The sequence below is a fragment of the Halomonas sp. HMF6819 genome (genome assembly GCF_044335525.1).
Taxonomy (GTDB): Bacteria; Pseudomonadota; Gammaproteobacteria; order Pseudomonadales; family Halomonadaceae; genus Vreelandella.
This window is the reverse complement of the sequence record NZ_JBIQVY010000001.1, coordinates 104,246-130,352: the sequence shown is the minus strand read 5'-3', so window position 1 is coordinate 130,352 and position 26,107 is coordinate 104,246. Positions and strand designations below refer to the sequence as shown.

Here is a 26,107-nt window from a genome sequence, read left to right as displayed (position 1 = left end):
GAGCATGCGCTTCAAACTGATCGTGGCCCTGGTGGAAGATGCACTCACCGACCGGGTCATGAACGCCGCCCGCGAGGCCGGCGCCACCGGCGCCACCGTGATCAACAATGCCCGCGGCGAAGGTCGCCATCAGGTGCGCGGCTTTCTGGGCATCGAGATCACCGCCCAGCGCGACGTACTGCTGTTTCTGGTCGATGCGCAAAAAAGCCGCGCGGTGCTGGACTCGATCGCCGACGCCGGCGAGTTCGACGAAACCCCGGGAACCGGCATCGCTTTTCAGCTCGACGTGGAGGAAGCGCTGGGCGTACAAAGCCAGATTCAGTCGCTCAACGAGCGCGACTAGGTCGGCGTGTCAGCCCACATGACCACAATTCAGGGTAGAAATTATCACCAACGCTTTACCTGCTCCGCCCCCGGCGCCTTGATGTGCTAGTATGCCCGCAAACGTGGGCGGCTTTGCGAAAGCCTTGAGACGATCTTTCGGACTTCGCCAACCCTATCGGGGACGATACGTCAGCGCCACGCAACACTTTCCATCTACTGTCAGTAAGTCCTGCCAATGAGTGATGAATCCACGCCGCGCCGCTCGCTCAAGGGCGGACCCAGCCACGATGCGCTACCGCCGGTCGAGCAGCACGCGCGCCAGTACGAAACGGTGCGCAACGCTCATGAAACCGAACTGATCGAGGATTACGTCGAACTCATCGGTGATTTGCTGGATCACCGGGGCGAGGCGCGCGCGGCGGACATCGCCAACCGCATGGCGGTCAGCCAGGCGACCGTGTCGAAAATGATTCGTCGGCTCAACGAGCTGGGGCTGGTAACGAGCCAGCCCTACCGCTCGCTGTTTCTCACCGACGAAGGCAGAAAGATGGCCCAAACGTCCCGCGGCCGTCACGACGTCGTCCTTCATTTTTTGCGCGCACTCGGCGTGCCTGACAGCACCGCGCGTATCGACGCCGAAGGCATGGAGCACCACGTCAGCGACGAAACGCTCGCCATCATGCAGCGCTTTACCGACGACCACACCCACTAGGCCAGGCGTTTACCCGCGAGGGCCAAGGGTCGTGAGTCGATTCACCTGAGTCAGCCCCGCGTTCCAGACCATTTCGATATGCGTGGTCTGCACGATATCTTCTACTCGGTGCGGGGTCATCAGTGCCCAGCACACCGCTCCTTCGCGGCGCACCGACCGGTAGCGAAGCCCTGGCTCCCCGGCGCGGCGAAGCGCATGGCCCAGCGCCCGCGATTCGGTGTAGCTATTCGGGTCGTAAATCGAGTGGTCGCTTTCAAGCGCAAGCCCATCGCGACACCCTTTCTCATCGAACGCACAGCGTAACCCGCGAAACACGAAGCGTTCATAACGCAGCGCCGGCACGCGCTCCCAGTACGCCGTTTGATGATGGCTAACCTCGTCAATGGCGGTGGCCATCGTATCGGCGATATAGAGCACGCCGAAACTGCCGTCGCTAAAGCGTGAGCCATCCGGGTTGACGTGGGTAAACGCGGCCGCAGCGTAGGAGCAGCCGCGAATGCGAAAGGGAATCTCCTCCAACGCCAGCAGCGCCAGGTTACCCAGCTCGTTACACAGGCGCGGGTTGGTCAACGTCTGCAGCTGATAAAGCGCCTCGAACTCGTCAGGGTCGGCCACGTCGTCAAAGAGCGCGATGGGCGGAAACTTGCTGTTGATCAGCCGGTACCCGATCACCGAGTTCGACGCCATCGGCGCAAGCTCCTGGGGCGTTACCACTGCGCGCCTCGCAGGCTGTCGAGGCGTTTGAAGGTCTCGTACAGCGCGGCGAAGTCACCGCCGCCGATCACGTCGAGCGGCGTTCGGCCGTTGAAGTAAGGATTATGATTGGCCATGGAGACGAACCCGTAAACGTTCTCCGGATTCTCGAACAGCGTACGTAGCGCGGCGTGGATGTTGAGCAGGTAGCTTAAGCGGGTGAGCTGGTCGCTATCGAGCTTGATCTCGGCAAGATCACCTCGCCTTGCGCGGGCGTAGGTCGAGTGCGAAACGCGCAAAATCGCCTCGCCCTGCTCGTTGCTGGCCTGCCATTTTTCCAGAATGCGCACCGCGGCCTTTAAACCGACGGCAGCGGCGGCTTTATTACCTTCAAGACGGGTGGCTGTTTGCATCGCTACGCTCCAAAACCTTATCTGCAAATACTAATTGAATAAAAAAGTATCTGCAAATAAAAAGCGCGACGGTTCATTCCTGCCGAATGACTGGGCGCGACATACCGACCCGACCAATCCCGGGCAGCTTTAGCGCTGGGCGCAGCACATCCACGCCCAGGCTGAGCCCTAACAGATTAAGCTCGACGCCCTCTTCCTTGGCAAACATCACGCCAAACACACCACCCATTGAGAGCTGATAGCCGGTGCCGCTGGGCGCGGGGGCGAACCAGCCGCCAAAAAGATAATCCTTGCCCACCGCCGTTACCGGCAGCGCCACGTCGAGGCCGTCGATCTGGCGCACCAGCCAGGCAATGAAACTGTTGCTGTTGGGCCCTGGCCACACGCGATAGAGGTCAGCCTGTGGGTAGCGGGTAGCGGCTTCCTCGATGCGCGGAATCAACCGGGAGGCTTTGCTGCCGCGGTAATCTGCCAGTAGGGTCGGGGCCTGACCAAACCAGGCCCGATCCGGCGTATCAATGGCCGATACCACCGTGGGTCGGCGCCAGCTCAGCACCTGATGCAGCCGGTAGCTCTGCGCGCCCTCGGCCTTGGTCGCAATCCAGATATGCACGCCAAACGCCCCGCGCCAGCTAAACGCTCGCGCCGCATATACCTGCACCACCGCCGGCGCGTACGCCTCGGGCAGCGGCGCAAGCCCTGCGGAATCGCGGTTGGCGCTGGACCAGTGATCACCGGTTTCGACGCGGTCGGTCAAAAGTAGCCAAGCAGGGCCGGCCAATAGCAACGCCAGCATCAGCACGCAGGTTAAAAGCCACAGCAAAAGCGTTTTCATGACGATCCTTGAATCACCGTATCGACGGCATCGTATCGAATGCGCGCAACGAGCGGTTCAACGAATGAAAGGAGTCAAAAAGAGGTCAATACGAAAAGGAGGGAGGTAAAACTGGAGGCGGCCCCAAAAGCCACATCCCGGCACACGCATCCACCACTACCGTTGCTCCCTTCCGGGCCTGGCGGGGTTTGCAGTTTCGCGTTGCGGGAGGACCTAAGGGGCCACCATAGTGATACAGACATTTAAAGACCGGCTGTATCATGCGTGATGTGGTGGCTACGCCCTGATTTGAACAGGGGACCCCATCATTATGAGTGATGTGCTCTAACCAGCTGAGCTACGTAGCCTTTGCCTCATCAGCGGGTGCAGAGTATGCCCACTCTAAAGGAAAAAGGCAAGCCAAAATGGCCTGCCTTTTTCGCCAAGTGGTTAAAACTCAACGGGCTTTGCTAAAAGCATTGAGTTTAAAGCGCCTCGCGCACCGCGGGCAGCCCTTCGTCGCCGTCGATCGTGGTCACGCCGTCGAGCCACTCGGCCAGCAGGTCATCGTGCTCTTTCAGGTAGGCGTTGGCGGCGTCACGGGCGGCTACGCCATCATCCATGATCGAGGCCATCAGCTCGTTTTCCATCTCGAGGGTAAAGCTCATATTCTCGAGCAGTTGCCCGACATTGGGGCACTGCTCAACGAAGCCGGCCCGGGTGTTGGTGTAAACCGTCGCTCCACCCAGATTCGGGCCGAAATAGTCGTCGGCATCCGAAAGGTAGGCTATCTCGAAGTTGGTGTTCATGGGGTGCGGCTCCCAGCCGAGAAACACCATCCACTCCTCGTTGGGCACGCGGGTTCTCAGCTCCGAGAGCATGCCCGCCTCGCTCGAGTCGACCACCTGCCAATCACCCAGCCCGTAGGCATCGTCGCTGATCATCTGCTCGATCAGCTCGTTGCCGTCGTTGCCCGCTTCGATGCCGTGGATACGCCGGTCGAACTCGTCGGCGTGCTCGGCCAGATCGTTGACCGAGGTCACGCCGGCGTCATATACGTACTGCGGCACCGCCAGGGTGTACTTCGCCCCTTCCAGGTTTTCGGTAAGGCGCACCACGTCGCCGTCTTCCACGTACGGGTCGCTGATGGAGGCCATCGATGGCATCCAGTTGCCCAAAAATACGTCGAAGTCGTCGTTGCGCAGGCCGGCATAGGCGATCGGCACCGATACCGTGTCCACGCGGGGCTCGTATCCGAGCGCCTCGAGCACTTCGCTGGCCATGGCGGTGGTGGCGGTAATGTCGGTCCAGCCCACCTCGGCAAAGCGCACGGTGCTGCATTCATCGGCCATCGCCGCCGCGGGCAGCGCGGTCATGACGGCCAGTGCGCCCCAGCGGGCCTTTTTCAGATTGCTCATCGTCTATCTCCTGTGGGTGTCGGTCTAGCTTAGCCGCTATAGGGCGGTCAAGTGAACGCGATTTTTATTGATTGAACGTTCAATAAACAAACGCTACGCTATAAGAACATCACGACCGGGACGAAACTTCAAATCGAGTCGTCAGTGCCTCGTCTTTCAATTAACCGGTATTTATCGATCCAGGGAGGTCATCGTGCCCAAAGTGGGAATGGAGCCCATTCGCCGTCAGCAGTTGATCGCGGCCACCATGGCCGCCATCGACGAAGTCGGGCTTAGCGAGGTCACCATCGTGCGTATCGCCCGCCACGCCGGCGTCTCATCAGGGATCATCAGCCACTACTTCGGCGGCAAGGACGGGCTTTTGGAGGCCACCATGCGCCAGATCCTGACCGATTTGAGCCAGGCAGTCGCCCGGCGTCGCCGCGCACTGAAGGAGCAAGGCGCCCGCGCGCAGATCGGCGCGATCATCGAAGGCAATTTCGATCGTTCCCAGATCAGCGGCCCGGCGGCCAAGACTTGGCTTGCGTTCTGGGCCAGCAGCATGCACCGCCCGGCGCTGGCGCGGCTGCAAACCATCAACGATCGCCGCCTCTACGCCAACCTTTGCTATCAGTTCTGCAAGACGATGCCGCGCGAGCAGGCGAAAAACGCGGCGAGAGATCTGGCCGCGCTGATTGACGGGCTCTGGCTGCGCGGCGCCCTCGCCCCCGAAGGCCTCGACGCCGATGCCGCTCGAGACCTGGCACTTGCGCACCTGGATCGGCTTTTGACCGCTTACTCATTTACCTGACACACCCGCCATTGGGGGAGTTTTTTATGAAGTCCGAACACATCGAGCCGCTTTACATCAATGGTCGCGCGGTCGCCGCGACCTCAAATGAGACGTTTGATGTCATCAACCCCTTCGATGGCGCAACGCTTGCTCGGGTGGGCCAGGCCAGCCGCGATGACGTTGACCGCGCCGTCGAAGCGGCACGCCAGGGCCAGCGCACGTGGGCGGCCATGACGGGTATGGAGCGCTCACGTGTGATGCTCAAGGCCGTGGCGCTTTTGCGCGAGCGCAACGACGAGCTGGCAAGGCTTGAAACCCAAAACACCGGCAAGCCAATCAGCGAAACCGCGAGCGTGGATATCGCCACCGGCGCCGATGCACTCGAATACTTCGCTGGCTTGGCCCCGGCGCTGGAAGGCAGCCAAATTCCGCTGCGCGAAGACTCTTTCGTCTATACCCGGCGCGAGCCGCTGGGCGTGATCGGCGCGATCGGCGCCTGGAACTACCCGATCCAGATTGCCTGCTGGAAAGCGGCGCCGGCGCTCGCCGCGGGTAACGCGGTGGTATTCAAGCCAAGCGAGGTCACCCCGCTCTCGGCGTTGAAGCTTGCCGAGATTTTCACCGAGGCCGGCCTGCCCAACGGCGTGTTCAACGTGGTGCAGGGCGACGGCCAGGTCGGAGCGATGCTGACCGAGCATCCCGGCATCGCGAAGGTGTCGTTCACCGGCGAGGTGGGCACCGGGAAACGGGTGATGGCCGCCGCCGGGGGCTCCACGCTCAAGGAAGTGACCATGGAGCTTGGCGGGAAGTCGCCGTTGATCGTCTTCGCCGACGCGGATCTCGAGCGCGCCGCGGACGCCGCCATGATGGCCAACTTCTACTCCAGCGGTCAGGTCTGCACCAACGGCACGCGAGTGTTCGTCGAGGCGAGCGTCAAGCAGGACTTCGAGGCCAAACTCGTCGAGCGCGTACGGCGTATCAAAGCGGGCGACCCGCTCGATCCGGCAGTGAATTTCGGCCCGCTGGTGAGCTTCGAGCACCAGGCGAAAGTGCTCTCCTACATCGCGCTTGGGAAAGAGGAAGGCGCACGGGTGCTCGTCGGCGGCAATCCGTGGGAAGAAGGCGCGTACGCCAAAGGCGCCTGGGCAGCCCCGACCGTCTTCACCGACTGTACGGATGACATGCGTATCGTGCGTGAAGAGATCTTTGGCCCGGTGATGTCGCTCCTCGCCTTCAATGACGAGGCCGAGGTGATTCGCCGCGCCAATGATACCGACTATGGTTTGGCGGCAGGCGTGTTCACCGAGTCACTCAACCGCGCCCACCGCGTCATCCATAGGCTCGAGGCGGGGATCTGCTGGGTCAATACCTGGGGTGACTCCCCTGCCGAGATGCCGGTGGGCGGCTATAAATCTTCCGGCATCGGCCGCGAAAACGGCGTCGAGACGCTTTACCACTACACCCAGACCAAATCGGTGCAGATCGAAATGGGGCCCTTCGCCTCGGTTTTCTAACGTTTTGAGCGGCAAGCGCCAGGTGGGTTTCACGGGTTCGATTTTGGGAGGTGTTCATGGCCTGGCAAGGCGAGTTTGACTACATCATTATCGGCGCCGGCTCAGCGGGTAACGTGCTGGCCGCGCGGCTGAGCGAAGACGCGGGTACGCGCGTGCTGCTGCTGGAAGCCGGCGGCCCGGATTACCGGTTCGACTTTCGCACTCAGATGCCGGCGGCGCTTGCCTTTCCGCTACAGGGCAAACGCTACAACTGGGCCTTCGAGACCGAGCCGGAACCCTACATGAACCATCGACGCATGGAGTGTGGGCGTGGGAAGGGCCTAGGCGGCTCATCGCTGATCAACGGCATGTGCTACATCCGCGGCAACGCCCTGGATTTTGATCACTGGGCGAAACAGCCGGGCCTGGAAGAGTGGGACTACGCAAGCTGTCTGCCCTACTTCAAAAAGTGCGAAACCCGCGACATTGGCGAAAACGCCTACCACGGCGGCGACGGCCCGGTCAGTATCACCACGCCCAAAAGTGACAACAACCCGCTCTATCGCATCTTTATCGAGGCCGCCAAGCAAGCGGGCTACGCCGAGACCGCTGATGTCAACGGCTACCGCCAGGAGGGCTTCGGCCCGATGGACCGTTTCGTCACGCCCAAGGGGCGGCGCGCCTCCAGCGCCCGAGGCTACCTGGATTCTGCCAAAAAGCGCGGCAATCTGAGCATCGAAACCCACGCGCTTACCGATGTGATCGAGTTCGAGGGCAAGCGCGCGGTAGGGGTTCGCTACCAGCGCAAGGGGCAGACGCGCCGGGTGCGCGCCAAACGCGAAGTGCTTTTGTGCGCTGGCGCGATCGCCTCGCCGCAAATTCTGCAGCGCTCCGGCGTGGGTAACCCAAGCCACTTGAAAGAGCTCGGCATCGAGGTCGTTCACGCGCTCCCGGGCGTTGGCGAAAACCTGCAGGATCATCTGGAGATGTACATCCAGTACGAGTGCAAAAAGCCGATTTCACTCTATCCGGCGCTGAAGTGGTACAACCGGCCTAAAATCGGCGCCGAATGGCTGTTCAAGGGCACCGGCGTCGGCGCGAGCAACCAGTTCGAAGCCTGTGGCTTCATTCGCTCGAAAGACGACGAGCCCTGGCCGAATCTTCAGTACCACTTTCTGCCCATCGCCATCAGCTATAACGGTAAAAGCGCGGTGCAGGCCCACGGCTTTCAGGCGCACGTGGGCTCGATGCGCTCGGAAAGCCGCGGTCGCGTGCGCGTGACATCGAAAGACCCGAGCGCGGCGCCCAGCATTTTGTTCAACTATATGTCGAAAGAGAAGGACTGGGAGGAGTTTCGCGACGCCATTCGCCTGACCCGCCAGATCATCGACCAGCCGGCCTTCGATGCCTACCGCGGCCGCGAAGTCGCACCGGGCACGGAAGTGCAAAGCGACGAGGCGCTGGATGCCTTCGTGCGCGAGCACGCGGAAACCGCTTACCACCCTTGCGGCAGCTGCAAAATGGGCGAAGGCCCTGACGCCGTAACCGACGGCCAGGGCCGCGTTCACGGGCTCGAGGCGCTTAGAGTCGTCGACGCCTCGCTCTTTCCTCTGATCCCTACCGGCAACCTGAACGCGCCAACGCTGATGCTGGCGGAGAAAATCGCCGATCGAATTCGTGGGCGAACGCCACTGCCGCGCGAGCGGGTCGACTACTACGTGGCCGGTAGCGCGCCGGCGCGACAAGCGCCCAACAGATAACGCCTTCGACTGCCTGAAGATTCCTTCTGCGCCGCGACTGTCCCGCGGCGTTTTTTCGTATTATTGCTTGAAACAAATTTTGCATATCGCGCCGGGCTCAAAGGGTTCATACGGTGTATCAACAACTACACTAAGAGCGATACGCGACGCCAAGGCGAAGTACTTGCGCGGGATAGCGCGAGTCTGCCACTATTCAAACATCCGTTTAAATACGTACCCGGAACCACGTTTGAATAATCCTTATAAACGATATGGAGAGATTCTATGCTCACGCTACTGCTGATCGTGCTGGCCATTGTGGGCCTGCTCGTCGTGATGCGCCGGGAAGCCGGCGCAGGGCCGGCTATCGGCGTATTGGCCGTGCTCGGCCTGATCGGGCTGGTGTTCGACGCCCCGGTCATTGGCTTCATTCTTCTGCTTGGCGCGCTTGGCGTGGCCGTGGCGGGCCTGCCGGCGCTGAGAAGGCTGTGGTTGACGCCCCGCATTTTTGCCATTTTCAAGAAGGTGGCGCCGAAAGTATCCGCCACCGAGCGCACCGCGCTCGAAGCCGGTAGCGTGTCCTGGGATGGTCAGCTCTTTTCCGGCAAGCCGGACTGGAACGCCCTTCTAAGCTACAAGGATGAAGGCCTTCGCGAAGATGAGCAGGCGTTTCTGGACAACCAGTGCGCCACCGCCGCCGGCATGTGTAACGCCTGGGACATTTCCATCGAGCGCGCCGACCTGCCCCAGCAGCTCTGGGACTTCCTAAAGAAAGAACGCTTCTTCGGCATGATCATTCCCAAGGAGTACGGCGGCCTTGGTTTCTCCGCCAAGGCGCAGTCCATGGCGCTGCAAAAGCTCTCTGCCAACGAAACCCTGATGGTCACCGTGGGCGTGCCCAACTCGCTCGGCCCGGGCGAGCTTTTGATGAAGTACGGCACCGAAGAGCAGAAAAACCACTACCTGCCGCGCCTAGCCGACGGCCGTGAAATCCCCTGCTTCGGCCTGACCGGCCCGCGGGCAGGGTCGGACGCCACCTCGCTTCCAGATACCGGCGTGGTGTGCAAGCAAACCATCGACGGCAAGGAAGTGCTCGGCGTCAAGCTGACGTTCGAAAAACGCTGGATTACCCTCGCACCCATCGCGACCGTGGTGGGTCTGGCGTTTCGCCTGTTCGACCCGGAAAAACTTCTTGGTGACGAAGAGGATCGCGGCATTACGCTGGCACTGATTCCCCGCGACACCGACGGCATGGAGATCGGCCGGCGCCACCACCCGATCGGCAGCCCCTTTATGAACGGCCCGATCAAGGGGGTCGACGTGTTCGTTCCGCTGGATACCATCATCGGCGGCCAGGACATGATCGGCCAGGGCTGGCGCATGCTGGTCGAGTGTCTCTCGATCGGGCGCTGCATCACCCTGCCCTCCGGCGCTACCGGCACCGCGCGCTACGCGCTGGGCTGGAGCGGCGGCTTCACTCGCGTTCGCCGCCAGTTCAACGTGCCGGTCGCGGAAATGGAAGGTGTGCAGGAGCCGCTGGCCAAAATGGCCGCCCTTGGCTATATCGCTCAGGCAACGGTCTACCAGACGGCCAACCTGATCGATCACGGCGAGAAGCCCGCGGTGCCCTCGGCGATTCTGAAAAGCCAGCTCACCGAGTTTCAGCGTGAAATTCTAAGCCACGCCATGGACGTGCACGGCGGCAAGGCGGTTACGCTCGGCCCGCGCAACTATCTGGGGATCGGTTACAGCGCCAACCCGGTGGCGATCACTGTGGAAGGCGCCAACATCATGACGCGTAACCTGATGATCTTCGGTCAGGGCGCGATTCGCTGCCATCCCTACGTACTCGATGAACTCGCCGCCAAGGACGCCAACGACGTCAAGGCTTTCGACACCGCGTTCTTCAAGCACGCCGGGCTGATTTTCGGCAACGCCGCCCGCGCGCTGACGCTGGGCATCGGCATCGGCAAGCCGTCGGTGCCCTTCGATGCGCCCGCCGCGGTTTACGCCCAGGACATCGCGCGCCTGTCCGCAGGCTTTGGCCTGTGCGCCGACGCCGCCATGGCGAGCCTGGGTTCGGCGCTCAAAAAGCGCGAAATGATCTCGGCGCGCCTGGGCGACGTGCTCTCCAATCTGTATCTCGCCTCCATGGTGCTCAAGCAGTGGCAGGCGGGCGACAAGGTCGAAGGTGAAGAAGCGCTGTTGCACTACAGCTGCCGCTTTTTGCTCCACCGCGCCGAGCAGGCCTTCGTCGAAATTTTCGACAACCTGCCCAACCGGGCGTTGGGCAAGGTGCTAAACGCCGTTGTCATGCCGACAGGCCGTCGCTGGAACAAACCGCACGATGATTTCGCCCGCGATATCGCCCATCGCGTGTCCACCCACAGCGCGCTGCGCACCAAGCTGCTGCGCAATACCTGGGACCAGGACGACGGCGAGCAGCGCAACCCCCTGGCGCGCTACAACGCGCTGTTGGTGGAGTACGAGCGCGCTGAAAAGATCTATCGTACGGTCAACAAGGCCTACGCCAAGGGCGAGATCGCCCAAACCGCACTGCATCCGGAAGCCCGGGTCGAAGCCGGCTTGGAAGCGGGTATCGTCAGCGAGGAAGACGCAGAGTTCATGCGTGAGTTCGAAAAAGAGGTGCTGGAGATGCTCACCGTGGACGACTTCGCCTACAACGAGTTCGCCACCAACAAGTCCACCCTGATCGACCACAACCCAGCGGCGCCCAAGGCGCCGCCGGTCAATGCCGAGGAGAGCGTGAAGTAGCGCGCTCGATTACTCATTAAGCCGGCCTTGGGGCCGGCTTTTTTTGTGCCTATCGCCTTTGTTTTGCCTAGCGTATATGCGTTGAATGTTCGAAAACGATCATCTATAGTTTCGTTATTGAAAATATAGCGCGGCCAGTGACGCTTGCGCCTTTAACCCAACGGAATTCGCCATGACGCTTCGAACTCAGAATCTCGAAAAGCTGCCCAGTGAAGAGTATGACGCGCTGATCATCGGCGGCGGCATCAACGGTGCCGCCGCCGCCTCGGCGCTGGCGGGTAAAGGCGCGAAAGTGGCCGTGATCGACCGCGGCGACTTCGCCGGCAGCACCAGCATGCACTCCTCGAATCTGGTGTGGGGTGGTATCAAGTACATGGAGAGTAATGACTTCGCGCTGGTACGAAAGCTCTGTAAAAGCCGCAATCATCTGATCAAGAGCTACCCGTCCACGGTCAAGGAGATTCGCTTTCTCACGACTATCGCCAAGGGCTTTCGCCACTCGCCGCGCTATCTGTGGGCGGGCACCTGGCTCTACTGGCTGATGGGTAACGGCTTTACCAAGCGCCCTCGCCTGTTGTCGCCGAAAAACATCAAGCAGGAAGAGTCGATTATCCAGACCGACAACGCGGTGGGCGGCTTCGAATACTCCGATGCGTACCTCTACGATAACGACGCCCGTTTCGTTTTCAATTTCGTGCGCCAGGCGATGACATTTGGCGCTGTGGCGGCCAACTACGTCGAATCCCTGGGCGCCGAGCGCGAAAACGGGCGCTGGGTGACCCGCGCGCGCGACGTGATGACCGGCGATACCTTCAACATTCGATCCAAAGTGCTGATCAACGCCGCCGGCCCTTGGGTCGACGAGCACAACGCGCTGACGAAGCAGTCCACCTCGCACCAGCACCTTTACTCCAAGGGCATTCACCTGATCGTGCCGCAGCTCACCGAGCAAAAGCGAGTGCTGGCGTTTTTCGCCAACGACGGGCGGCTGTTTTTCGTCATTCCCATGGGAAACCGCACTTGCATTGGCACTACCGACACTCATATGGAGAACCCGTACCCGGAGGTCACCCAGGAAGACATCGCGTTCGTGCTCGAAAACATCAACGCGCGCTTGAGCCTTGAGACGCCGCTGACCGAGAATGACATCATCTCCACCCGCTGCGGCGTGCGTCCGCTGGCGGTCAAGGCGGACAAGGGCCAGAGCCGAGACTTCTTGCAGCTCTCGCGCAAGCATGTGATCGATACTCACGAGGCCACCGCCCATATCAGCATTTTTGGTGGCAAGCTGACCGATTGCCTGAACGTAGGCGAGGAGATCAGCGACGAAGTGCAAAAGCTCGGCGTGACGCTTGGCGCCCCCGCCACCCGCTGGTACGGCGAGCCGGATGACAAGGTCAAGGCCTCGTTCATGCAGCAAGCTCGCGATGCGAAACTCGACGCTCTGACGCCGGCCACGTCCAACGAGAAGCTGTCGTCGCGGCTCTGGCGGCGCTACGGCAACGATGCCTTTGGCCTACTGGAGAAAATCAAGGCCGACCCGAGCCAGGCGGAAATCCTGATCGACAAGACCGAGTACATCCGCTGCGAGCTCGAGTACGCCCGCGACCACGAGATGATCACCGAACTTGAGGATTTCTTGCGCCGGCGCGCCAAGGTATCGCTGGTAGTTCACCGCGACGAGCTGATGAACTCCGAAGGGCTCAAAAAAGCCTGCGAAGTACTGTTCGGCGACCAGGCCCAGACCCGGCTCGAGACCTATTTCGCCGAGAACCCGGATACGACCCGCCCCGATACCCTGCGCTCAAAAGCCGCTCCAGTCGAATAACGGCGTTTTACCTGTAAAAAAGAAAAAAGCCCCCGCGAGGGGGCTTTGTAAGCAAGTTGAAAGACACTACTCTTCGTCTTCGACGATCAGCTGAGAATCCTGGGCCAGCACCTCCTCCCAGGCCTGTTCCATCGAGTAGCCCGCCCGGGTGTCGATAGTGTCGATCACCTCGACCGCCTGCTGAAGCGACTCGCCTTGACACTTGAGCGCCAGTACCAGTTTGGCCAGTTCCTGCTTGCTGAACGTGCTGGCGATACGGTCGGCCTGCTGAGTGAGTTCGATGCAGTTCATAAACCACCTCTGTTTGTTTTGTCACTGTCGGCTAATGAGCTTATAAGCGCCGGAGGGTGGGCGCAGACGCCGCAGGCGGTAGACCTCGCGGTGCCGTACTGACACGCATTGACCGGTTAAGTGGGCGCGCCGGGCTTTGAAAGGGTTGGTGTTTCAAAGCCATGGTCTGACTATGGTCGAACCGGGTTGAGTCAACAATCCGCCATTGGCAGGGTCGCGGGTTGTAGTAAAACGACAGAAGGTCATACTTCGCGTTTATCGTGTCGGCCGTTTACAAACGAGCGTATTATCGAACGTTTCGACCCTTGAACAAGGATGTCGCCGAGTGCCTTAAGTTTCTGCATCCGACCTTCGTTCATCAGCATGTGACCAGCCATTTGCCAGACCGGCCACCTGTCGGGCCTGAGTGGCATCGCGGGTAGACCAGCTGAGGCTAACACCTCGCTGCAAAGCACCTCCATAACAGCGCCGCCCGAGGCCGCGCGGTCTAACGGGCCTGGATTGAAGCCAAGCGGGCGCGGGTGCTGGATGAGGAACGTCGGATACACGTTGGCTGAAGTGATCGGCGCGCTAAGGGTAAGCTCGCAGAAATGGACCACAGCCCGGGCCGTAGCCGGCTTGTCCACTTGGTTAAACAAACATGGGCACCAACGCATGAGCCGGTCGTGAGCCGCCTTCGGAATGCCCGGCGGAAGCGTACGTGCAACGCCCGGGTGCCTAGGACCGCCAGCAAAATGAATATCCATCCACGCAGCGGCGGCCGCTCGAAGCGGCACCCTCATATTGATCCGAGGATCATCAAAGACGGCGGCCCAGTTCGGGAGCCCGTTTCCAGTCGGACAATGAGGGTGGAGGCACAGCATGACGTAAGGCCTGCCACACCGGAGACGATTCGTTAATGTTGCACCACAACCGACAAGCCCGCAGGGCGAACAGAATCCCGCTCAATCTGAGCGGCGAATGATAACGGTATAACGCCGTAAAGCGAGGTTTTACGAGGCTTTCACGAAACCTCGCAACGACGTCGAGGCATCAAAAAGCCCGCACACGGGGCGGAGGCTTGTAGGGTGGTGCCATCGCAATGGGTGCCCCCCCAGCGAGGCACTAGCGGCGGCGTTGGTGGGAGAGCACGGCATCGAGTGAACCATCACCAATCAATCTACTGACCGGCGCGATGAGAAAGTGAATGGCGCGCTTGGGTGGAAATCTGCCCGTCCGGTTTGGGTAGCGAGACGGGCAGAAGCTGACGTAAACGGTCTGGCTGGACGAGACGGATTGCTGCCATCCAGCCGTTCCGTGCGATTACGCCTGTGGAACAGGTCTGCGCCGGACGTGCCGTTCAGACGTTGGACTGAAGAAGCTCGATCACGTTGCTCCACGGATCCACCAGAAAGGCGACCCGAACTTTCCAGTGATCGTTGTCGGTTGGCTCTAGAGTGATTGTTACTCCGCGAGCCCGCAGCGTCTCAACGGCCGCATCGACGTCGTCGACCCAGAGACCGAGATGATGCCAACCATGGGTCCCGAAGCTCGAATAGAGATTGTCTTCGTCGGGTCCGCCGCTTGCGCCTGGACCCGAGACGAGTTCGATCCGGAAGGAGGGGTCGCCGGCCAGTGCCATCTCGGTGAAATTCATGCCGTTGAGGTCGAACGCCCTAATTTCGTGCATGTCCAGCTTCTCCCGATACCACGTCACCGCAGCGTCGCGCTCAGCGACGCGCAGACCGACATGGGCTCCTCGGAGCGTTTGTAGGGCATTAGTTGATATCATGGTCTCTCTTTCCGGATACCGCGTTGTTTGAAAGGCAAGCGCTTCGTCGCTTGCAGGCACGCGGCGAGAACCAAAACTCGGCCCGTTTCGACAGCATGCTGTCAATCAGTATCGGAATTTGACAACGTGGCGTCAATATGAAAGGTGGATATCCGGTCCGCCAACTTGTAGGCTTTTCTGCCAATGTCGTCCGATGCGATCACCCAGCTCATCCTCTCTATCTTCCGCGCTAACAGCCGTCTGATCCTGAGAGGTGACCAATTGAAGGCGCCGCTCGGGCTGTCCAGCGCGCGCTGGCAGGTGTTGAGAAGCGTGGCGGAGGCAGACGCGCTCAGGACGGTGTCGGAATTGGCGCGGGATCTCGGCGTCTCGCGTTAAGCGGCGCGAGCTGGCATAGCGTCGAACGAAAAAGCCGCGATCTTCGGCGCGGCCCTGAATAAAAAAGCGCTATTTATTTAAACAGACGGCTGGGCGTAACGACCCTGCCTTTTCTTGTCAGCACACGCCATCAAAGCGAAGTGTGGGTTGATTCAAATGTAGCCTGTTTCAGGCGATGTGCAGCGCCACGCCGTGTTCGCTCAGAAGATTGACGATCGGCTCCGGCGGTCGGCGGTCGGTGAATAGCGCATCGAGCTGGGCGATGTTGCCCTGGCGCACCACCGGGTTGCGGTGAAACTTGGAGTGGTCCGCGGCCAGATACACCCGGCGCGAGTTGGCGATGATTGCTTGGGCGACGCGCACCTCCTGATAGTCGAACTCCAAAAGCGAGCCGTCCTCGTCGATACCGCTGATACCGATGACGCCCACGTCCACCTTGAACTGGTTGATGAAGTCGATGGTCGCCTCACCGATGATGCCGCCGTCGCGAGAGCGCACCTGGCCGCCGGCGACGATCACCGAGAAATCTTCCTTACGCTGTAAAATGGCTGCGACGTTGAGGTTGTTGGTGATGATCTCGAGGCCCTTGTGCTCCAAAAGCGCCTGGGCGATCACTTCGTTGCTGGTACCGATATTGATGAACAGCGACGAGTGATCCGGAATCTGCTCGGCAAGCGCCCGGGCGATGCGCTCCTTCTCCCCCAGGTTGAGCGTCTTGCGCGTGCTGTAAGCAGTGTTGACCGTGCTCGACTCGACCCCGGCGCCACCGTGAACGCGGCGAATGCGCCCTTCATCCGAGAGCGTATTGAGATCACGGCGCACGGTTTGCGGCGTCACCGCAAAGTGTTCGGTGAGCTGCTCGATACTCACGTAGCCGTGCAGGCGGACCAGTTCGACGATGGCGTCCTGGCGGTGTTGCTGATTCATGGGCCGAGCCTTTTGATTCAGCGAGCAATCGAATTGCCCGCCTGTTGTTTAACGATGCATTTACGCGTGCGCGAGCACTCTAGCCCGACAGCGGCCACACCAGCAAAATCACGGGAATCGCCGTCACCATCACCACCAGCGACAGCGGAAGCCCAAGCTTCCAGTAGTCGCTAAAGCGGTAGCCGCCGGGGCCAAGCACGAGCGTGTTTGACTGGTGCCCGATAGGCGTCAAAAACGCGCTGGAGGCGCTAACCGCGACCGCCATCAAAAATGGCTCCAGCGCGACATCGAAACCGTTAGCCAGGCTCACCGCGATGGGGGCCATCAAAAGCGCGGCGGCGGCGTTGTTGACGATATTGGAGAGCAGCATGCAGAGCAAAAACAGCCCGCAAAGCGACACCACGACCGGCCAGTCGGCGCCAAAATACAACAGCGAATTGGCGATGATATCAGCGCCGCCGCTGGTTTCAAGCGCCTCGCCCACCGGCAGCATCGCCGCCAGCAGCACGATCACCGGCCCGTCGATGGCGTTATAACCTTCTCTTAGCGGCAGCACACCAATAAGAAGCGACACCAGCGCCGCCGTACTCATGGCCACCGCTGCGGGCAGCAAATCAAACAGCATCGACACGATTGCCAAAGCGAAAATGCCCAGCGATAGCGCCAGCTTGCGCGGCTGCCCCAGGTGCAGCTCGCGGCTCGCTAGCGGCAAACACCCAAGCGACGAGAGGCTGTCGTTGATCTCCTTTTCGCTGCCCTGAAGCAGCAGCACGTCGCCGGTTTGAAAGCGAATGTCGCGAAGGCGCTGTTTCAAGCGCCCGCCGTCCCGGGCCACGGCCACCAGGTGCAGGCCAAACTGGTGGTTCAAGCGAAGCTGGCGCACGCTGCGATTGATCATCATCGAGCCGCTTCGCACCACGGCCTCGACCAGCTGCAGGCCTTCGGTATCGATGGCCTCATCTTTTGATGGCTCACTTGCCTCATCGGCAGCTTTAGCGGCGTGTTCGTCCTCTTCGCGGTCGTCCTCCTTGAGCTCGGCGACCGCGCTCAAACCCGCCTTGTCCTCGAGAAGTTGAAGCTCCTCCGGGCCCGCCTCGAGCAGCAGAATATCGCCCTGCTTGAGCACGCCGTGAAACGAGTACCCTGCCCGGCGGTTGTCATCGCGCACCACGGCCAGTACGGGAATGGTTTCGTCGAGCTCGTCGCGAAGCTGTTGCAGCGTCAGGCCGTTGGCCTTGGACTCTTCCGAGACCTTAAGCTCGACCAGGTAGTTGGCGGTATCGAACATGTCCGCCGCGCCGGCGGCGCTGTTACGTTTGGGCGTCAAACGCCAGCCCAGCAGCACGATGAACGCAAGCCCCGCCAGCGCCACCGCCATGCCTACCGGTGAAAAGCTGAACATGCTGAAGTTTTCACCGGTGATGTTGCCGCGGTAGGTGGAAATAATGATGTTGGGCGGCGTACCGATCAGCGTGGTGAGCCCGCCGAGCAGCGAGCCAAACGCCAGCGGCATCAGCAGAAGCGAGGGCGAGGTGTTGTGCTCCCGCGCCAGCCGCATGGCCACTGGCAGCAGCAGCGCCAATGCACCGACGTTGTTCATCACGCCGGAAAGCACCACGACCGTGCCTACCAGTGCCAAAAGCTGCAACAGCAGGCGCTCGCCGGCTTTCATCACCTGAGCGGCGATGATATCCACCACGCCGGAGCGCTCGAAACCGCGGCTGATTACCAGCACCGCCGCCACGGTGATCACCGCCGGGTGGCCGAAACCGGCAAAGGCGTCGTCGGCGGGCACCAGGCCCAAAAGTACCGAGCTTAAGAGCGCGGCCAGGGCGACGACATCGTAGCGGAAACGGCCCCAAATGAATGCGGCCAGTGTCAATGCGAGGATGATGAACATTAGCGTGCTGGGGGCCAATCCGATAGCCTCGATCGCCATGTAGCGGTGTCTCCTTATTTAACGCCGAGTCCAAGCGCCGGCGGTGTCGTGTATCCCACTAGATAGACCAAAACGCAACATAAGTTAACTGATTCTGCGCGTTTTTTTTAAAAATCGCGCCAACGGTGACGCGTGCCCGACTGGCTAAACTGGTAAGCTGGCTTCTCATTAATATCTATAACGGTAATACCTGTAACAGTGAGATAACTTCATGGATCTATGCCAGCGGCTGCGTCAGGCGGCCAACCCGTACTGGGACGCCTCGGTCAATCACCGTTTCGTCGACGAACTCTTGAGCGGTCACATCGATGACGAGGTGTTCGCCCGCTACCTGGTGCAGGACTTCTGCTTTTGCGATAGCTTTGTGCGGCTGATCGCGGCGGCGGTGTGCGCCGCCGATGATCCCGAGGCGCGGCTGACCCACGCGCGCCAGCTCAGCGTGCTGGCCGGCGGCGAATACCGCTACTTCATCGACTCCTTCCAGACGCTGGGCGTCGACGAAGCCCATTGGCGCAACCCGCCCATTGCCGAGCCGACCCAGGCCTTCGTCGATCTGATGGACCGCGCCTGCGCCTCCCAGGACTACGCGCTGATTCTCGTGGTGCTGGTAGTGGCAGAGTGGCTCTATCTTGAGTGGGCGCAGCGAAGTCAAGATCTGCCCGAGCGCGCTGAGCATCGCGACTGGATCGTGATCCATAACGAGCCGGCATTCGTGCAGTGGGTCGACTTTCTTAAAAGCGAGCTCAACCGGGTGGGCGAAACCCAAAGCTTCGAGAGCCTGCGAGCACCCTTTGTCGAGGCCAGCCGCATTGAAAAGCGCTTTTTCGACATGGCCTACGACGGCTTGGATGCCTAATCGCCGCGCTACCCCGCCTGCGGGGTAGCGTGTGTGAGGCCCGGCCGGGCTTTAATTCAGGGAAGCAGAATGGTGGAGCCGGTGGTTTGGCGCGACTGAAGCGCGTCCTGAGCCTTGCCGGCATCCGCGAGCGGATAGCGGTTGGCCACGTCGATCTCGATCTTGCCGCTTTCGATCATCTCGAAGAACTCGCTGCACATCTGTTCCAGGTGCTCGCGGGTGTCGGCGTAGCCGTTGAGGCTCGGGCGCGTGACGTAGAGCGCCCCCTTCTGGTTGAGAATGCCGATATTGACCCCTTCCACCGGGCCCGAGGCGTTGCCGAAGCTAACCATCAGCGAGCGCGGCTTCAGACAGTCAAGCGAGGTCTCCCAGGTATCCTTGCCAACGGAGTCATAGACCACGTCGCACATTTTCCCATCGGTTAGCTCGCGCACCCGCTCGACCACGTCTTCCTCGGAGTAGTTGATCGTCGCCCAGGCACCATTTTTCTCGGCAAGCGCAGCTTTCTCTTTCGAGCTCACGGTACCGATCAGCTTCACGCCTAGCGCCTTCGCCCACTGGCACGCGATGGAGCCCACGCCCCCGGCGGCGGCGTGAAATAAAATGGTCTCGCCGCCCTTGAGCTCATACGTCTGGCGCAGAAGGTACTGCACCGTCAGGCCCTTGAGCATGCTCGCCGCGGCGATTTCGAAATCGATACCGTCGGGCAGCTTTACGACCTTGTCGGCGGGCAGCGTGTGAAGCTCGGCGTAGGCACCCAGAGGGCCCTGGGCGTAGGCGACCCGGTCCCCCTCTTTCAAATGGCTTACGCCTTCACCCACGGCGTCCACCACGCCAGCGCCTTCGGTCCCCAGCCCCGAGGGCATACCGGGCGCGGGATAGAGCCCGGTACGAAAATAGATATCGATGAAATTGAGTCCCACCGCCTTGTTGGCGATGCGCACCTCACCCTTGCCCGGCGCCTTGACGTCGACATCCTTGAGCTCGAGCACGTCCGAGCCACCGGTTGTTGCAAACTCGATACGCTTGGCCATGACCACTTTCTCCTTTGTGAGTGAACGGCAAAGACCTTCATCCAACCGCGTTAACCGTTATAAATCAAGCGGTGCCATTGGGTTGTCATACGCCCATGCTAGACTGAGCATTTTCAACCAGCACTCGGTGAATGTCCCATGTCGCACCCCGGCATTTTGTTACCGGCGCTCGTCGCCCACCGCGGCTACTCCGCTGCCGCCCCGGAAAATACGCTCGCGGCGGTGCGCGCCGCCTTTGACGCCGGCGCGACCTGGGTCGAGCTCGACGTACAGCTGTTGGGCGACGCCACGCCGGTCATCTGGCACGACCAGAGCGTACGCCGCTGCTCCGACGGGCGCGGCGAGCTTTCAAAGCTTAGCCTGCAAAGCGCCAAGGCGCTCGACGTGGGCGGCTGGTTTTGCGACCGCTTTGCCGGTGAAAAAATGGCCACGCTCGACGAGATGCTCGCGCTTCTCGACGAGCTCGGCATGGGCGTGAATCTCGAGATCAAGGTCAACAAGGGTCGCGACGCCAATGCGCTGGTCGATGCCGCGCTGCCGCCGCTGATGGAGCGAATCCCCGCCGAGCGCCGCATCGTCTCCTCTTTCGATGCCCAGGCGCTCAGGCGCTGCCGGGCGCTGGCCGGCCCCGACCGCCTGGCCCTTGGCGTACTGTTCGGCGCCACGCCTGCCCGTTGGCAAACCCTTTGTGAAGAGGTCCAGGCGTTCAGCGTCCACCCGGACTGGACGCGGCTCAAGCGCGCCCGTGCCGAGGCGATGGTCGAGGCGGGCTACAAGGTACTTTGCTACACCCCCAACGACCCGAGCGCCTTCGAGCCCCGCTGGGCTTGGGGGGTCTCGAGTGCGATCACCGACCAGCCGGAAACGTTCAAGCGTTTTTTGGATCAGCGTTAAGCGGCATAATAGCGTCCCACTCGCAGACCCCGGGAAGTTGTCATGAAGTATATTGGCGCGCACGTTAGCGCTGCAGGCGGGCCGGACCAAGCCGTTCACCGCGCCGTCGAGATCGGCGCCAACGCCTTTGCGCTGTTCACCAAAAACCAGCGCCAGTGGAAAGGCAAGCCGCTGACCGACGAAGCCATCAGCGCTTTCAAGAAGGCGTGCAAGGATCACAGCTTCGCCTCGAACCAGATCCTTCCCCACGATAGCTACCTGATCAACCTGGGCCACCCGGAAGCCGAAGGGCTCGAGAAGTCCCGCGCAGCGTTTCTCGACGAGATGCAGCGCTGTGAACAGCTCGGGCTCTCGCTTTTAAATTTTCATCCGGGAAGCTTTTTGAAAAAGATCAGCGAGCGCGACTGTCTGCTGCGCATCGCGGAATCCGTCAACCTGGCGCTCGATCAAACCCAGGGCGTCACCGCGGTGATCGAAAACACCGCCGGGCAAGGTACGAATCTTGGCTGGCGCTTCGAGGATCTCGCCACCATCATCGAGCACGTCGAGGATAAAAGCCGGGTTGGCGTGTGCATCGACACCTGTCACGCCTTCGCCGCCGGCTACGATCTGCGGGGCGCCCGGGCGACCGAGCAGACCCTCGACGAGCTGGGAAGCGTGGTGGGTTTCGAGTATCTACGCGGCATGCACTTAAACGATGCCAAAAGCGAATTTGCCAGCCGTGTGGATCGCCACCATAGCCTTGGCAAGGGCAATATCGGTCTGGAGGCGTTCACCACCATCATTCAGGACCCGCGCACCGACGGCATTCCCCTGATTCTCGAAACCGTCGAGCCGGAAAACTGGCCGGAAGAGATCCGCTGGCTGCGCGCTCAGTTGCCGGACGCCGCACCAGGCAGATAGTGAATCACGTCGTGAAAGCGCAGCCGCCGGTCGCTTTCGTTGCGCATGGTGTGGGGCCGGTCGGCAAAAAAGCGCAGCCCCTCGCCCTCTTTTAGCGTTTGCCACTGCCCGTCGAGGCAAAACGTCAGCTCGCCCTCCACCACCACGATATGCTCGACCACACCGGCGGCGTGCGGGGCGGACTCGCTCATCGCTTTTGGGGCGAGTTCGATCATGAACATCTCGAAGCCCAAAAGCGGATCGAAAGGGAATAGCAGCCGTGCCTGCATGCCCGCGCTGTCCTCGCCCCATACCGGTTCTCGCCCGTCGCGCTTGGGCGCATCCGGCTCGGGCGCGCCGCTGTCGAAAAGACTCGAAAACGACACCCTAAAGCCGCTGGCGATCTTCCAAAGCGTTGAGACCGTCGGGCTCGACTCTCCCCGCTCGATTTGTCCAAGCATCGCCTTGCTCACGCCGGTTTCGACCGCGGCGCGGTCCAGACTCCACGCCCGCTCGCGGCGAAGGCGTTTGACGTTATCGGCGACGTAAACGGCGACCGGCGTCGGGGGGCTTGCCATCAAGGGCTCCTAAAACGCCCCGGGTACGCAGGGCGTGGGTGAGAATCAAAAGCGCAAGTTTTGCAGCTAATGCGTTCGTTGCCTAGGCTTACAGCGACTTTACGCTTGATGAGCGACCCAAGCTGCGCCACCCAAGGACGACAATCGACAAGGAGCTACCGTGAGCGAAACCGATCTAGGCCTGATGGATGCCAACTCCCTGCGCACGCTCTATCAAAACAGAGAGGCGTCGCCGCTGGAAGCAACCCGCGCCGCCCTCGAGCGTATCGAGCGTTTCAACGACCAGGTGAACGCGTTTGTGCACGTTGACCGCGAAGGCGCCGAAACCGCGGCCAAGACCTCCGCACGCCGCTGGGGCCAGGGCAAACCGCTGAGCCCGATCGACGGCGTGCCGGTATCGATGAAGGATCTCGCCCAGGTCGCAGGCATGCCGTGTCGGGAAGGCTCGCTGACCACGTCGAAAGCGCTATGCGACACCGACTGCCCACCGGCGCGCATGCTGCGCGAGGCCGGTGCGATCATTCTGGGCAAGACCAACACGCCGGAGTTTGGTTGGAAGGCGGTGACCGACAACCGCGTGTTCGGCGCCACCAGTAACCCCTGGGATACCCGGCTTACCGCCGGCGGCTCATCCGGGGGCGCCGCTGCGGCGGCAGCGCTCAACATGGGCGTGCTGCACCAGGGCGGCGACTCCGGCGGCTCGATCCGTATCCCCGCCGCCTTCACCGGCACCTTTGGCTTCAAACCGACCTACGGCTGGGTACCGCAGTGGCCGCCGGCCAAGGAGCCGAGCCTGTCGCACCTTGGTACGCTCACCCGCTCGGTAGAGGACTCGGTGGCGATGCTCAACGTCATCGGCCGCTACGACTACCACGACCCCTACGCCACTCGGGGCCAGCCGGACTGCTGGGGCGAGGATCTCGACAAGAGCCTGGAAGGCTTGCGCATTGGCTACTCGCCTGATCTCGGCTATGCATCGGTCGACCCGCAGATCGCCGAGAAGGTGCGTGAGGCCGCCAACGCGCTTGCCGAGCTCGGCGCCGAAGTGGTCGAGGTCGACCCGGGATTGACACCGGCCATCGATACCTTCAGAAAGCTCTGGTTCACCGCCTCGCTTCACCAGTGGGAGCAGCTCGACGACAAGCACCGCGAGCTGTTGGACCCGGGGCTGGTCGCCAATGCCAAGGAAGCCGAGGGCTGGACGGCGCTGGATTTTTTCCGCGCGCTCAACGAACGCGCCTACATCACCCAACGCCTGGAGCACTTCAACCGCGAGTATCACCTTTTAATGACGCCGTCGGTGACGCTCTCGCCTTTCGAGATCAATCACGAGGTGCCGCCGGGAAGCGACATGCGTGACTGGGAAGAGTGGGCCTCGTTTAGCTACCCGTTCAACCTGAGCCAGCAGCCGGCGGCGTCGGTGCCGTGTGGCTTCACTAACGAAGGCCTGCCCGTGGGCTTTCAGCTCGCCGGGGGTAAGTACGACGACGTTCGCGTGCTTAGAGCCTGCCATGCCTACATGAAGCGCTACCCCACCCGTTTTCCAAGCATTCCCGACCCGTCTCACACGGCGGGCTAATTAAACGGCGCCGCCTTTTTTGGCGGCGCTGGTTTCCTGTCGCTCTTTCCTCTTGTCCGCTTAGTCGTTACCCAATCAACGTCCACTTACCGTTTATTGTGCGTTATAGCGCACAATGGTAACGTCGTTTTCGTGCGTTATAACGTTCAACCGTGATCGGGGCCCTCATGTCCACCTCAGAAAACAGCCAGCCTTACCGCTTCTCGCTTTGGCGCGATACGACCTTTTCGACCATCACGGCGGGGCTGGTCGCGGTCGTCATTAGCTACACGAGCTCGGCGGCGATCGTCTTTCAGGCCGCCGAGGCGGCGGGCGCAACCGCGGCGCAGATCAGCTCCTGGCTCTGGGCACTGGGCATCGGCATGGGCCTGACCACGCTCGGGCTTTCGCTTTACTACCGCATGCCGCTATTAACGGCGTGGTCGACGCCGGGCGCGGCGTTTCTGGTCACGAGCCTGCCGGGCGTGCCGATGAACGAGGCGATCGGGGCGTTTCTTTTTTCCGCGCTTTTGATCACGCTGTGCGGGGTCACGGGACTGTTCGAGCGGCTGATGCGCCACATTCCCAACGCGATTGCTCAGGCGCTGCTGGCGGGTATCTTGCTTCGATTCGGGCTTGAGCTTTTCAGCGTCATGCAGCACCAGTGGCTGTTGCCGCTGATCATGCTCGCGGCCTGGGTGATAGGCCGCCGGTTCTGGCCGGCGCTGGCGGTACCGGGCGTGCTGCTGGTGGGGCAGGTGGCCGCGGTGATGCTGGGCCAGGTCGATGCGGGCAATATTCCGCTAACGCCTGCCGCCCCTGCCTTCACCGCCCCCGCGTTTGCGCCAACGACGCTGATCGGCGTCGGCATTCCGCTTTTCATCATCACAATGGCGACCCAGAATCTTCCCGGGGTGGCGGTGCTGAGAGCGGCGGGCTACCAGCCCAACGGCTCGGCGCTCATGGGCTGGACGGGGGCAGCGACGATGGCGCTGGCGCCGTTTGGCGGTTTTGCCTTGAATATGGCGGCGATTAGTGCGGCGGTCTGCATTGGCCCGGATGCCCACGCCGACATGCGACGACGCTACGCGGCGGGCGCGGCGGCCGGCGCGTTCTACCTAGTGATGGGGCTATTCGGCGCAACGGTCACCGGGCTATTCAACGCCCTGCCCCAAGCGCTAATCGTGGCGCTTGCCGGCATCGCGCTGCTGGGTACGCTGAGTGGAGGGCTGGCTGGCGCCTTTGCCAAAACCGAAGAGCGCGACGCGGCCATCGTGACGTTTTTGCTGACCGCATCGAGCATCAGCCTGCTGGGGATCGGCAGCGCTTTCTGGGGACTGGTCCTTGGACTCATCACCCTGCAGTTGACCAAACCCCGTGGGCAGACGCGAGATTAAAGAACGCCCAGGCGCTCGCTGTCGTGGACGCCAGACATGCGCACCATGGCGAGCGCCTCGTCGAGACTTTCGACCTCTTCCATGATCATCAGCTCGTCATTCAGGTTGACGGGCTGGCCGGCCTTGTCAGAAAGAATCCGCTCGAGCGAGGCCAGATCCGTGGAGTCATCGAGCTTGAAGGTATCGATGGAGGCGCTGGTATTGCTTGGAAGATAAATCGTGCCGTTGGAGAAATCCACCGCGTAGGCGATCACGCCAGGCAGAATGAAAAACAAAAGCCCGACGCCGTTGGCGATAGCGACCACCGGGTCGACATTGCCGCTGAGCTGGCCCTTGCGCTCGGGATGAAACAGCGTACCGCAGCCGCTCATGCTCACGACGAGACTTCCCACCAAAGCAATGCTTGCACCACGACGTACGAGCTGTTTCATCGATTCTCTTCCTTAAAAAAATTGACGGTGACCCTAGACTAGAAAAGCGCCTTTCATTGAGCGCGCGTCAGGTCGGTTATACCACTTGAAGCGGCGGAGTCTAGCACGATTGCATCCTGCGCCGGGGCGGCAAGGTTAATTTTGCCGGCTTTACCGCGTGCCCGTACAATGCAATCATTCAACGCTTGAA

Annotated in this window: 24 protein-coding genes, 1 tRNA gene and 1 other RNA gene; 13 read left to right on the top strand and 13 right to left on the bottom strand. The window is 61.3% G+C overall.

From position 1 onward, the window contains the following. Positions 1 to 4: 4 nt before the first annotated feature. Positions 5 to 343: a P-II family nitrogen regulator gene (locus ACGLWX_RS00580; RefSeq protein WP_396236505.1), complete on the top strand. Its 339-nt coding sequence runs from the start codon at positions 5 to 7 to the stop codon at positions 341 to 343. Between the two features lie 216 nt (positions 344 to 559). Then, a complete protein-coding gene (mntR, locus tag ACGLWX_RS00575; protein ID WP_396236503.1) occupies positions 560 to 1,036 on the top strand; it encodes a manganese-binding transcriptional regulator MntR in 477 nt (158 codons plus the stop codon). Between the two features lie 9 nt (positions 1,037 to 1,045). On the opposite strand, the gene ACGLWX_RS00570 is transcribed toward mntR, so the two are convergent. The 6 genes from ACGLWX_RS00570 to ACGLWX_RS00545 all read right to left on the bottom strand — a co-directional run bounded on the left by ACGLWX_RS00570 (position 1,046) and on the right by ACGLWX_RS00545 (position 4,374). Next, positions 1,046 to 1,723 (bottom strand): RES family NAD+ phosphorylase, encoded by a 678-nt coding sequence (locus tag ACGLWX_RS00570; protein ID WP_396236501.1) that lies wholly within the window; start codon positions 1,721 to 1,723, stop codon positions 1,046 to 1,048. 20 nt (positions 1,724 to 1,743) lie between these two features. After that, the gene (locus ACGLWX_RS00565; RefSeq protein ID WP_396236499.1) at positions 1,744 to 2,142 is read right to left on the bottom strand and encodes an antitoxin Xre-like helix-turn-helix domain-containing protein; all 399 of its coding nucleotides are present in this window, start codon (positions 2,140 to 2,142) and stop codon (positions 1,744 to 1,746) included. Between the two features lie 73 nt (positions 2,143 to 2,215). Further along, the gene (locus ACGLWX_RS00560) at positions 2,216 to 2,977 is read right to left on the bottom strand and encodes a DUF3750 domain-containing protein (protein ID WP_396236497.1); all 762 of its coding nucleotides are present in this window, start codon (positions 2,975 to 2,977) and stop codon (positions 2,216 to 2,218) included. Positions 2,978 to 3,098: 121 nt separating this feature from the next. Continuing rightward, positions 3,099 to 3,195, bottom strand: an RNA gene (ffs, locus tag ACGLWX_RS00555) — signal recognition particle sRNA small type. 52 nt (positions 3,196 to 3,247) lie between these two features. After that, positions 3,248 to 3,324 (bottom strand) — tRNA-Met (locus ACGLWX_RS00550). 117 nt (positions 3,325 to 3,441) lie between these two features. After that, positions 3,442 to 4,374 carry a choline ABC transporter substrate-binding protein gene (locus ACGLWX_RS00545; protein WP_396236495.1) on the bottom strand — a complete coding sequence of 311 codons (933 nt, stop codon included), beginning with the start codon at positions 4,372 to 4,374 and terminating at the stop codon, positions 3,442 to 3,444. A gap of 193 nt (positions 4,375 to 4,567) precedes the next feature. Here ACGLWX_RS00545 and betI point away from each other — a divergent pair, with 193 nt between their 5' ends. From betI to ACGLWX_RS00520, 5 genes are all read left to right on the top strand, one after another. Continuing rightward, positions 4,568 to 5,164, top strand: a complete 597-nt coding sequence (gene betI, locus ACGLWX_RS00540) for a transcriptional regulator BetI (RefSeq protein ID WP_396236493.1) — start codon at positions 4,568 to 4,570, stop codon at positions 5,162 to 5,164. A 26-nt stretch (positions 5,165 to 5,190) separates the two neighbouring features. Next, positions 5,191 to 6,660: a betaine-aldehyde dehydrogenase gene (gene betB / locus ACGLWX_RS00535; protein ID WP_396236491.1), complete on the top strand. Its 1,470-nt coding sequence runs from the start codon at positions 5,191 to 5,193 to the stop codon at positions 6,658 to 6,660. A gap of 56 nt (positions 6,661 to 6,716) precedes the next feature. Further along, a complete protein-coding gene (betA, locus tag ACGLWX_RS00530; RefSeq protein WP_396236489.1) occupies positions 6,717 to 8,399 on the top strand; it encodes a choline dehydrogenase in 1,683 nt (560 codons plus the stop codon). Between the two features lie 264 nt (positions 8,400 to 8,663). Then, a complete protein-coding gene (locus ACGLWX_RS00525) occupies positions 8,664 to 11,153 on the top strand; it encodes an acyl-CoA dehydrogenase (protein ID WP_396236487.1) in 2,490 nt (829 codons plus the stop codon). Positions 11,154 to 11,325: 172 nt separating this feature from the next. Beyond that, positions 11,326 to 12,981 (top strand): glycerol-3-phosphate dehydrogenase/oxidase, encoded by a 1,656-nt coding sequence (locus ACGLWX_RS00520; RefSeq protein ID WP_396236485.1) that lies wholly within the window; start codon positions 11,326 to 11,328, stop codon positions 12,979 to 12,981. Between the two features lie 66 nt (positions 12,982 to 13,047). Here ACGLWX_RS00520 and ACGLWX_RS00515 read toward each other — a convergent pair whose 3' ends face one another. After that, entirely contained in the window at positions 13,048 to 13,272 is a 225-nt protein-coding gene (locus ACGLWX_RS00515; RefSeq protein WP_252108641.1) for a hypothetical protein, read from the bottom strand. A gap of 1,339 nt (positions 13,273 to 14,611) precedes the next feature. Further along, a complete protein-coding gene (locus ACGLWX_RS00510) occupies positions 14,612 to 15,043 on the bottom strand; it encodes a VOC family protein (RefSeq protein WP_396236483.1) in 432 nt (143 codons plus the stop codon). Positions 15,044 to 15,226: 183 nt separating this feature from the next. On the opposite strand from ACGLWX_RS00510, the gene ACGLWX_RS00505 reads away from it, so the two are divergent. Continuing rightward, positions 15,227 to 15,421, top strand: a complete 195-nt coding sequence (locus tag ACGLWX_RS00505) for a hypothetical protein (RefSeq protein WP_396236481.1) — start codon at positions 15,227 to 15,229, stop codon at positions 15,419 to 15,421. Between the two features lie 168 nt (positions 15,422 to 15,589). Here ACGLWX_RS00505 and ACGLWX_RS00500 read toward each other — a convergent pair whose 3' ends face one another. Then, on the bottom strand, positions 15,590 to 16,348 hold the full coding sequence (locus ACGLWX_RS00500; RefSeq protein ID WP_396236479.1) for a DeoR/GlpR family transcriptional regulator: 759 nt from the start codon (positions 16,346 to 16,348) through the stop codon (positions 15,590 to 15,592). A gap of 79 nt (positions 16,349 to 16,427) precedes the next feature. Then, entirely contained in the window at positions 16,428 to 18,287 is a 1,860-nt protein-coding gene (locus tag ACGLWX_RS00495) for an SLC13 family permease (protein ID WP_396236477.1), read from the bottom strand. Positions 18,288 to 18,498: 211 nt separating this feature from the next. Here ACGLWX_RS00495 and ACGLWX_RS00490 point away from each other — a divergent pair, with 211 nt between their 5' ends. After that, positions 18,499 to 19,143, top strand: a complete 645-nt coding sequence (locus ACGLWX_RS00490) for a TenA family protein (protein ID WP_396236475.1) — start codon at positions 18,499 to 18,501, stop codon at positions 19,141 to 19,143. A gap of 56 nt (positions 19,144 to 19,199) precedes the next feature. On the opposite strand, the gene ACGLWX_RS00485 is transcribed toward ACGLWX_RS00490, so the two are convergent. Further along, on the bottom strand, positions 19,200 to 20,177 hold the full coding sequence (locus ACGLWX_RS00485; RefSeq protein ID WP_396236473.1) for an NADPH:quinone reductase: 978 nt from the start codon (positions 20,175 to 20,177) through the stop codon (positions 19,200 to 19,202). Positions 20,178 to 20,315: 138 nt separating this feature from the next. Here ACGLWX_RS00485 and ACGLWX_RS00480 point away from each other — a divergent pair, with 138 nt between their 5' ends. Together ACGLWX_RS00480 and nfo are read left to right on the top strand one after the other, a co-directional pair. Next, positions 20,316 to 21,071, top strand: coding sequence for a glycerophosphodiester phosphodiesterase family protein (locus ACGLWX_RS00480; RefSeq protein ID WP_396236471.1), 756 nt, complete (start codon positions 20,316 to 20,318; stop codon positions 21,069 to 21,071). A 42-nt stretch (positions 21,072 to 21,113) separates the two neighbouring features. Continuing rightward, positions 21,114 to 21,974 (top strand): deoxyribonuclease IV, encoded by an 861-nt coding sequence (gene nfo / locus ACGLWX_RS00475; RefSeq protein ID WP_396236469.1) that lies wholly within the window; start codon positions 21,114 to 21,116, stop codon positions 21,972 to 21,974. Here the strand turns inward: nfo and ACGLWX_RS00470 are convergent. Beyond that, the gene (locus ACGLWX_RS00470; RefSeq protein ID WP_396236467.1) at positions 21,944 to 22,531 is read right to left on the bottom strand and encodes a helix-turn-helix domain-containing protein; all 588 of its coding nucleotides are present in this window, start codon (positions 22,529 to 22,531) and stop codon (positions 21,944 to 21,946) included. The two genes, nfo and ACGLWX_RS00470, sit on opposite strands and share 31 nt — an antisense overlap. A 160-nt stretch (positions 22,532 to 22,691) precedes the next feature. Here ACGLWX_RS00470 and ACGLWX_RS00465 point away from each other — a divergent pair, with 160 nt between their 5' ends. Further along, entirely contained in the window at positions 22,692 to 24,110 is a 1,419-nt protein-coding gene (locus tag ACGLWX_RS00465) for an amidase (RefSeq protein WP_396236465.1), read from the top strand. A gap of 167 nt (positions 24,111 to 24,277) precedes the next feature. Further along, a complete protein-coding gene (locus tag ACGLWX_RS00460) occupies positions 24,278 to 25,486 on the top strand; it encodes a benzoate/H(+) symporter BenE family transporter (protein ID WP_396236463.1) in 1,209 nt (402 codons plus the stop codon). On the opposite strand, the gene ACGLWX_RS00455 is transcribed toward ACGLWX_RS00460, so the two are convergent. Further along, complete coding sequence (locus ACGLWX_RS00455; RefSeq protein ID WP_252108629.1) at positions 25,483 to 25,917, bottom strand: hypothetical protein; 435 nt, start codon at positions 25,915 to 25,917, stop codon at positions 25,483 to 25,485. The genes ACGLWX_RS00460 and ACGLWX_RS00455 overlap by 4 nt on opposite strands. Positions 25,918 to 26,107: the final 190 nt, after the last annotated feature.

Bases quoted from the DNA above. Each gene is read 5' to 3' on its own strand.
- nfo (WP_396236469.1), top strand. From the start codon at position 21,114: ATGAAGTATATTGGCGCGCACGTTAGCGCTGCAGGCGGGCCGGACCAA.
- ACGLWX_RS00485 (WP_396236473.1), bottom strand. From the start codon at position 20,177: ATGGCCAAGCGTATCGAGTTTGCAACAACCGGTGGCTCGGACGTGCTC.
- ACGLWX_RS00495 (WP_396236477.1), bottom strand. From the start codon at position 18,287: ATGGCGATCGAGGCTATCGGATTGGCCCCCAGCACGCTAATGTTCATC.
- ACGLWX_RS00580 (WP_396236505.1), top strand. From the start codon at position 5: ATGCGCTTCAAACTGATCGTGGCCCTGGTGGAAGATGCACTCACCGAC.
- ACGLWX_RS00545 (WP_396236495.1), bottom strand. From the start codon at position 4,374: ATGAGCAATCTGAAAAAGGCCCGCTGGGGCGCACTGGCCGTCATGACC.
- ACGLWX_RS00490 (WP_396236475.1), top strand. From the start codon at position 18,499: ATGGATCTATGCCAGCGGCTGCGTCAGGCGGCCAACCCGTACTGGGAC.
- ACGLWX_RS00520 (WP_396236485.1), top strand. From the start codon at position 11,326: ATGACGCTTCGAACTCAGAATCTCGAAAAGCTGCCCAGTGAAGAGTAT.
- mntR (WP_396236503.1), top strand. From the start codon at position 560: ATGAGTGATGAATCCACGCCGCGCCGCTCGCTCAAGGGCGGACCCAGC.
- ACGLWX_RS00505 (WP_396236481.1), top strand. From the start codon at position 15,227: ATGTCGTCCGATGCGATCACCCAGCTCATCCTCTCTATCTTCCGCGCT.
- ACGLWX_RS00500 (WP_396236479.1), bottom strand. From the start codon at position 16,348: ATGAATCAGCAACACCGCCAGGACGCCATCGTCGAACTGGTCCGCCTG.
- ACGLWX_RS00525 (WP_396236487.1), top strand. From the start codon at position 8,664: ATGCTCACGCTACTGCTGATCGTGCTGGCCATTGTGGGCCTGCTCGTC.
- betB (WP_396236491.1), top strand. From the start codon at position 5,191: ATGAAGTCCGAACACATCGAGCCGCTTTACATCAATGGTCGCGCGGTC.
- ACGLWX_RS00460 (WP_396236463.1), top strand. From the start codon at position 24,278: ATGTCCACCTCAGAAAACAGCCAGCCTTACCGCTTCTCGCTTTGGCGC.
- ACGLWX_RS00510 (WP_396236483.1), bottom strand. From the start codon at position 15,043: ATGATATCAACTAATGCCCTACAAACGCTCCGAGGAGCCCATGTCGGT.
- ACGLWX_RS00560 (WP_396236497.1), bottom strand. From the start codon at position 2,977: ATGAAAACGCTTTTGCTGTGGCTTTTAACCTGCGTGCTGATGCTGGCG.
- ACGLWX_RS00480 (WP_396236471.1), top strand. From the start codon at position 20,316: ATGTCGCACCCCGGCATTTTGTTACCGGCGCTCGTCGCCCACCGCGGC.
- ACGLWX_RS00455 (WP_252108629.1), bottom strand. From the start codon at position 25,917: ATGAAACAGCTCGTACGTCGTGGTGCAAGCATTGCTTTGGTGGGAAGT.
- ACGLWX_RS00565 (WP_396236499.1), bottom strand. From the start codon at position 2,142: ATGCAAACAGCCACCCGTCTTGAAGGTAATAAAGCCGCCGCTGCCGTC.
- ACGLWX_RS00515 (WP_252108641.1), bottom strand. From the start codon at position 13,272: ATGAACTGCATCGAACTCACTCAGCAGGCCGACCGTATCGCCAGCACG.
- ACGLWX_RS00470 (WP_396236467.1), bottom strand. From the start codon at position 22,531: ATGGCAAGCCCCCCGACGCCGGTCGCCGTTTACGTCGCCGATAACGTC.
- betA (WP_396236489.1), top strand. From the start codon at position 6,717: ATGGCCTGGCAAGGCGAGTTTGACTACATCATTATCGGCGCCGGCTCA.
- ACGLWX_RS00570 (WP_396236501.1), bottom strand. From the start codon at position 1,723: ATGGCGTCGAACTCGGTGATCGGGTACCGGCTGATCAACAGCAAGTTT.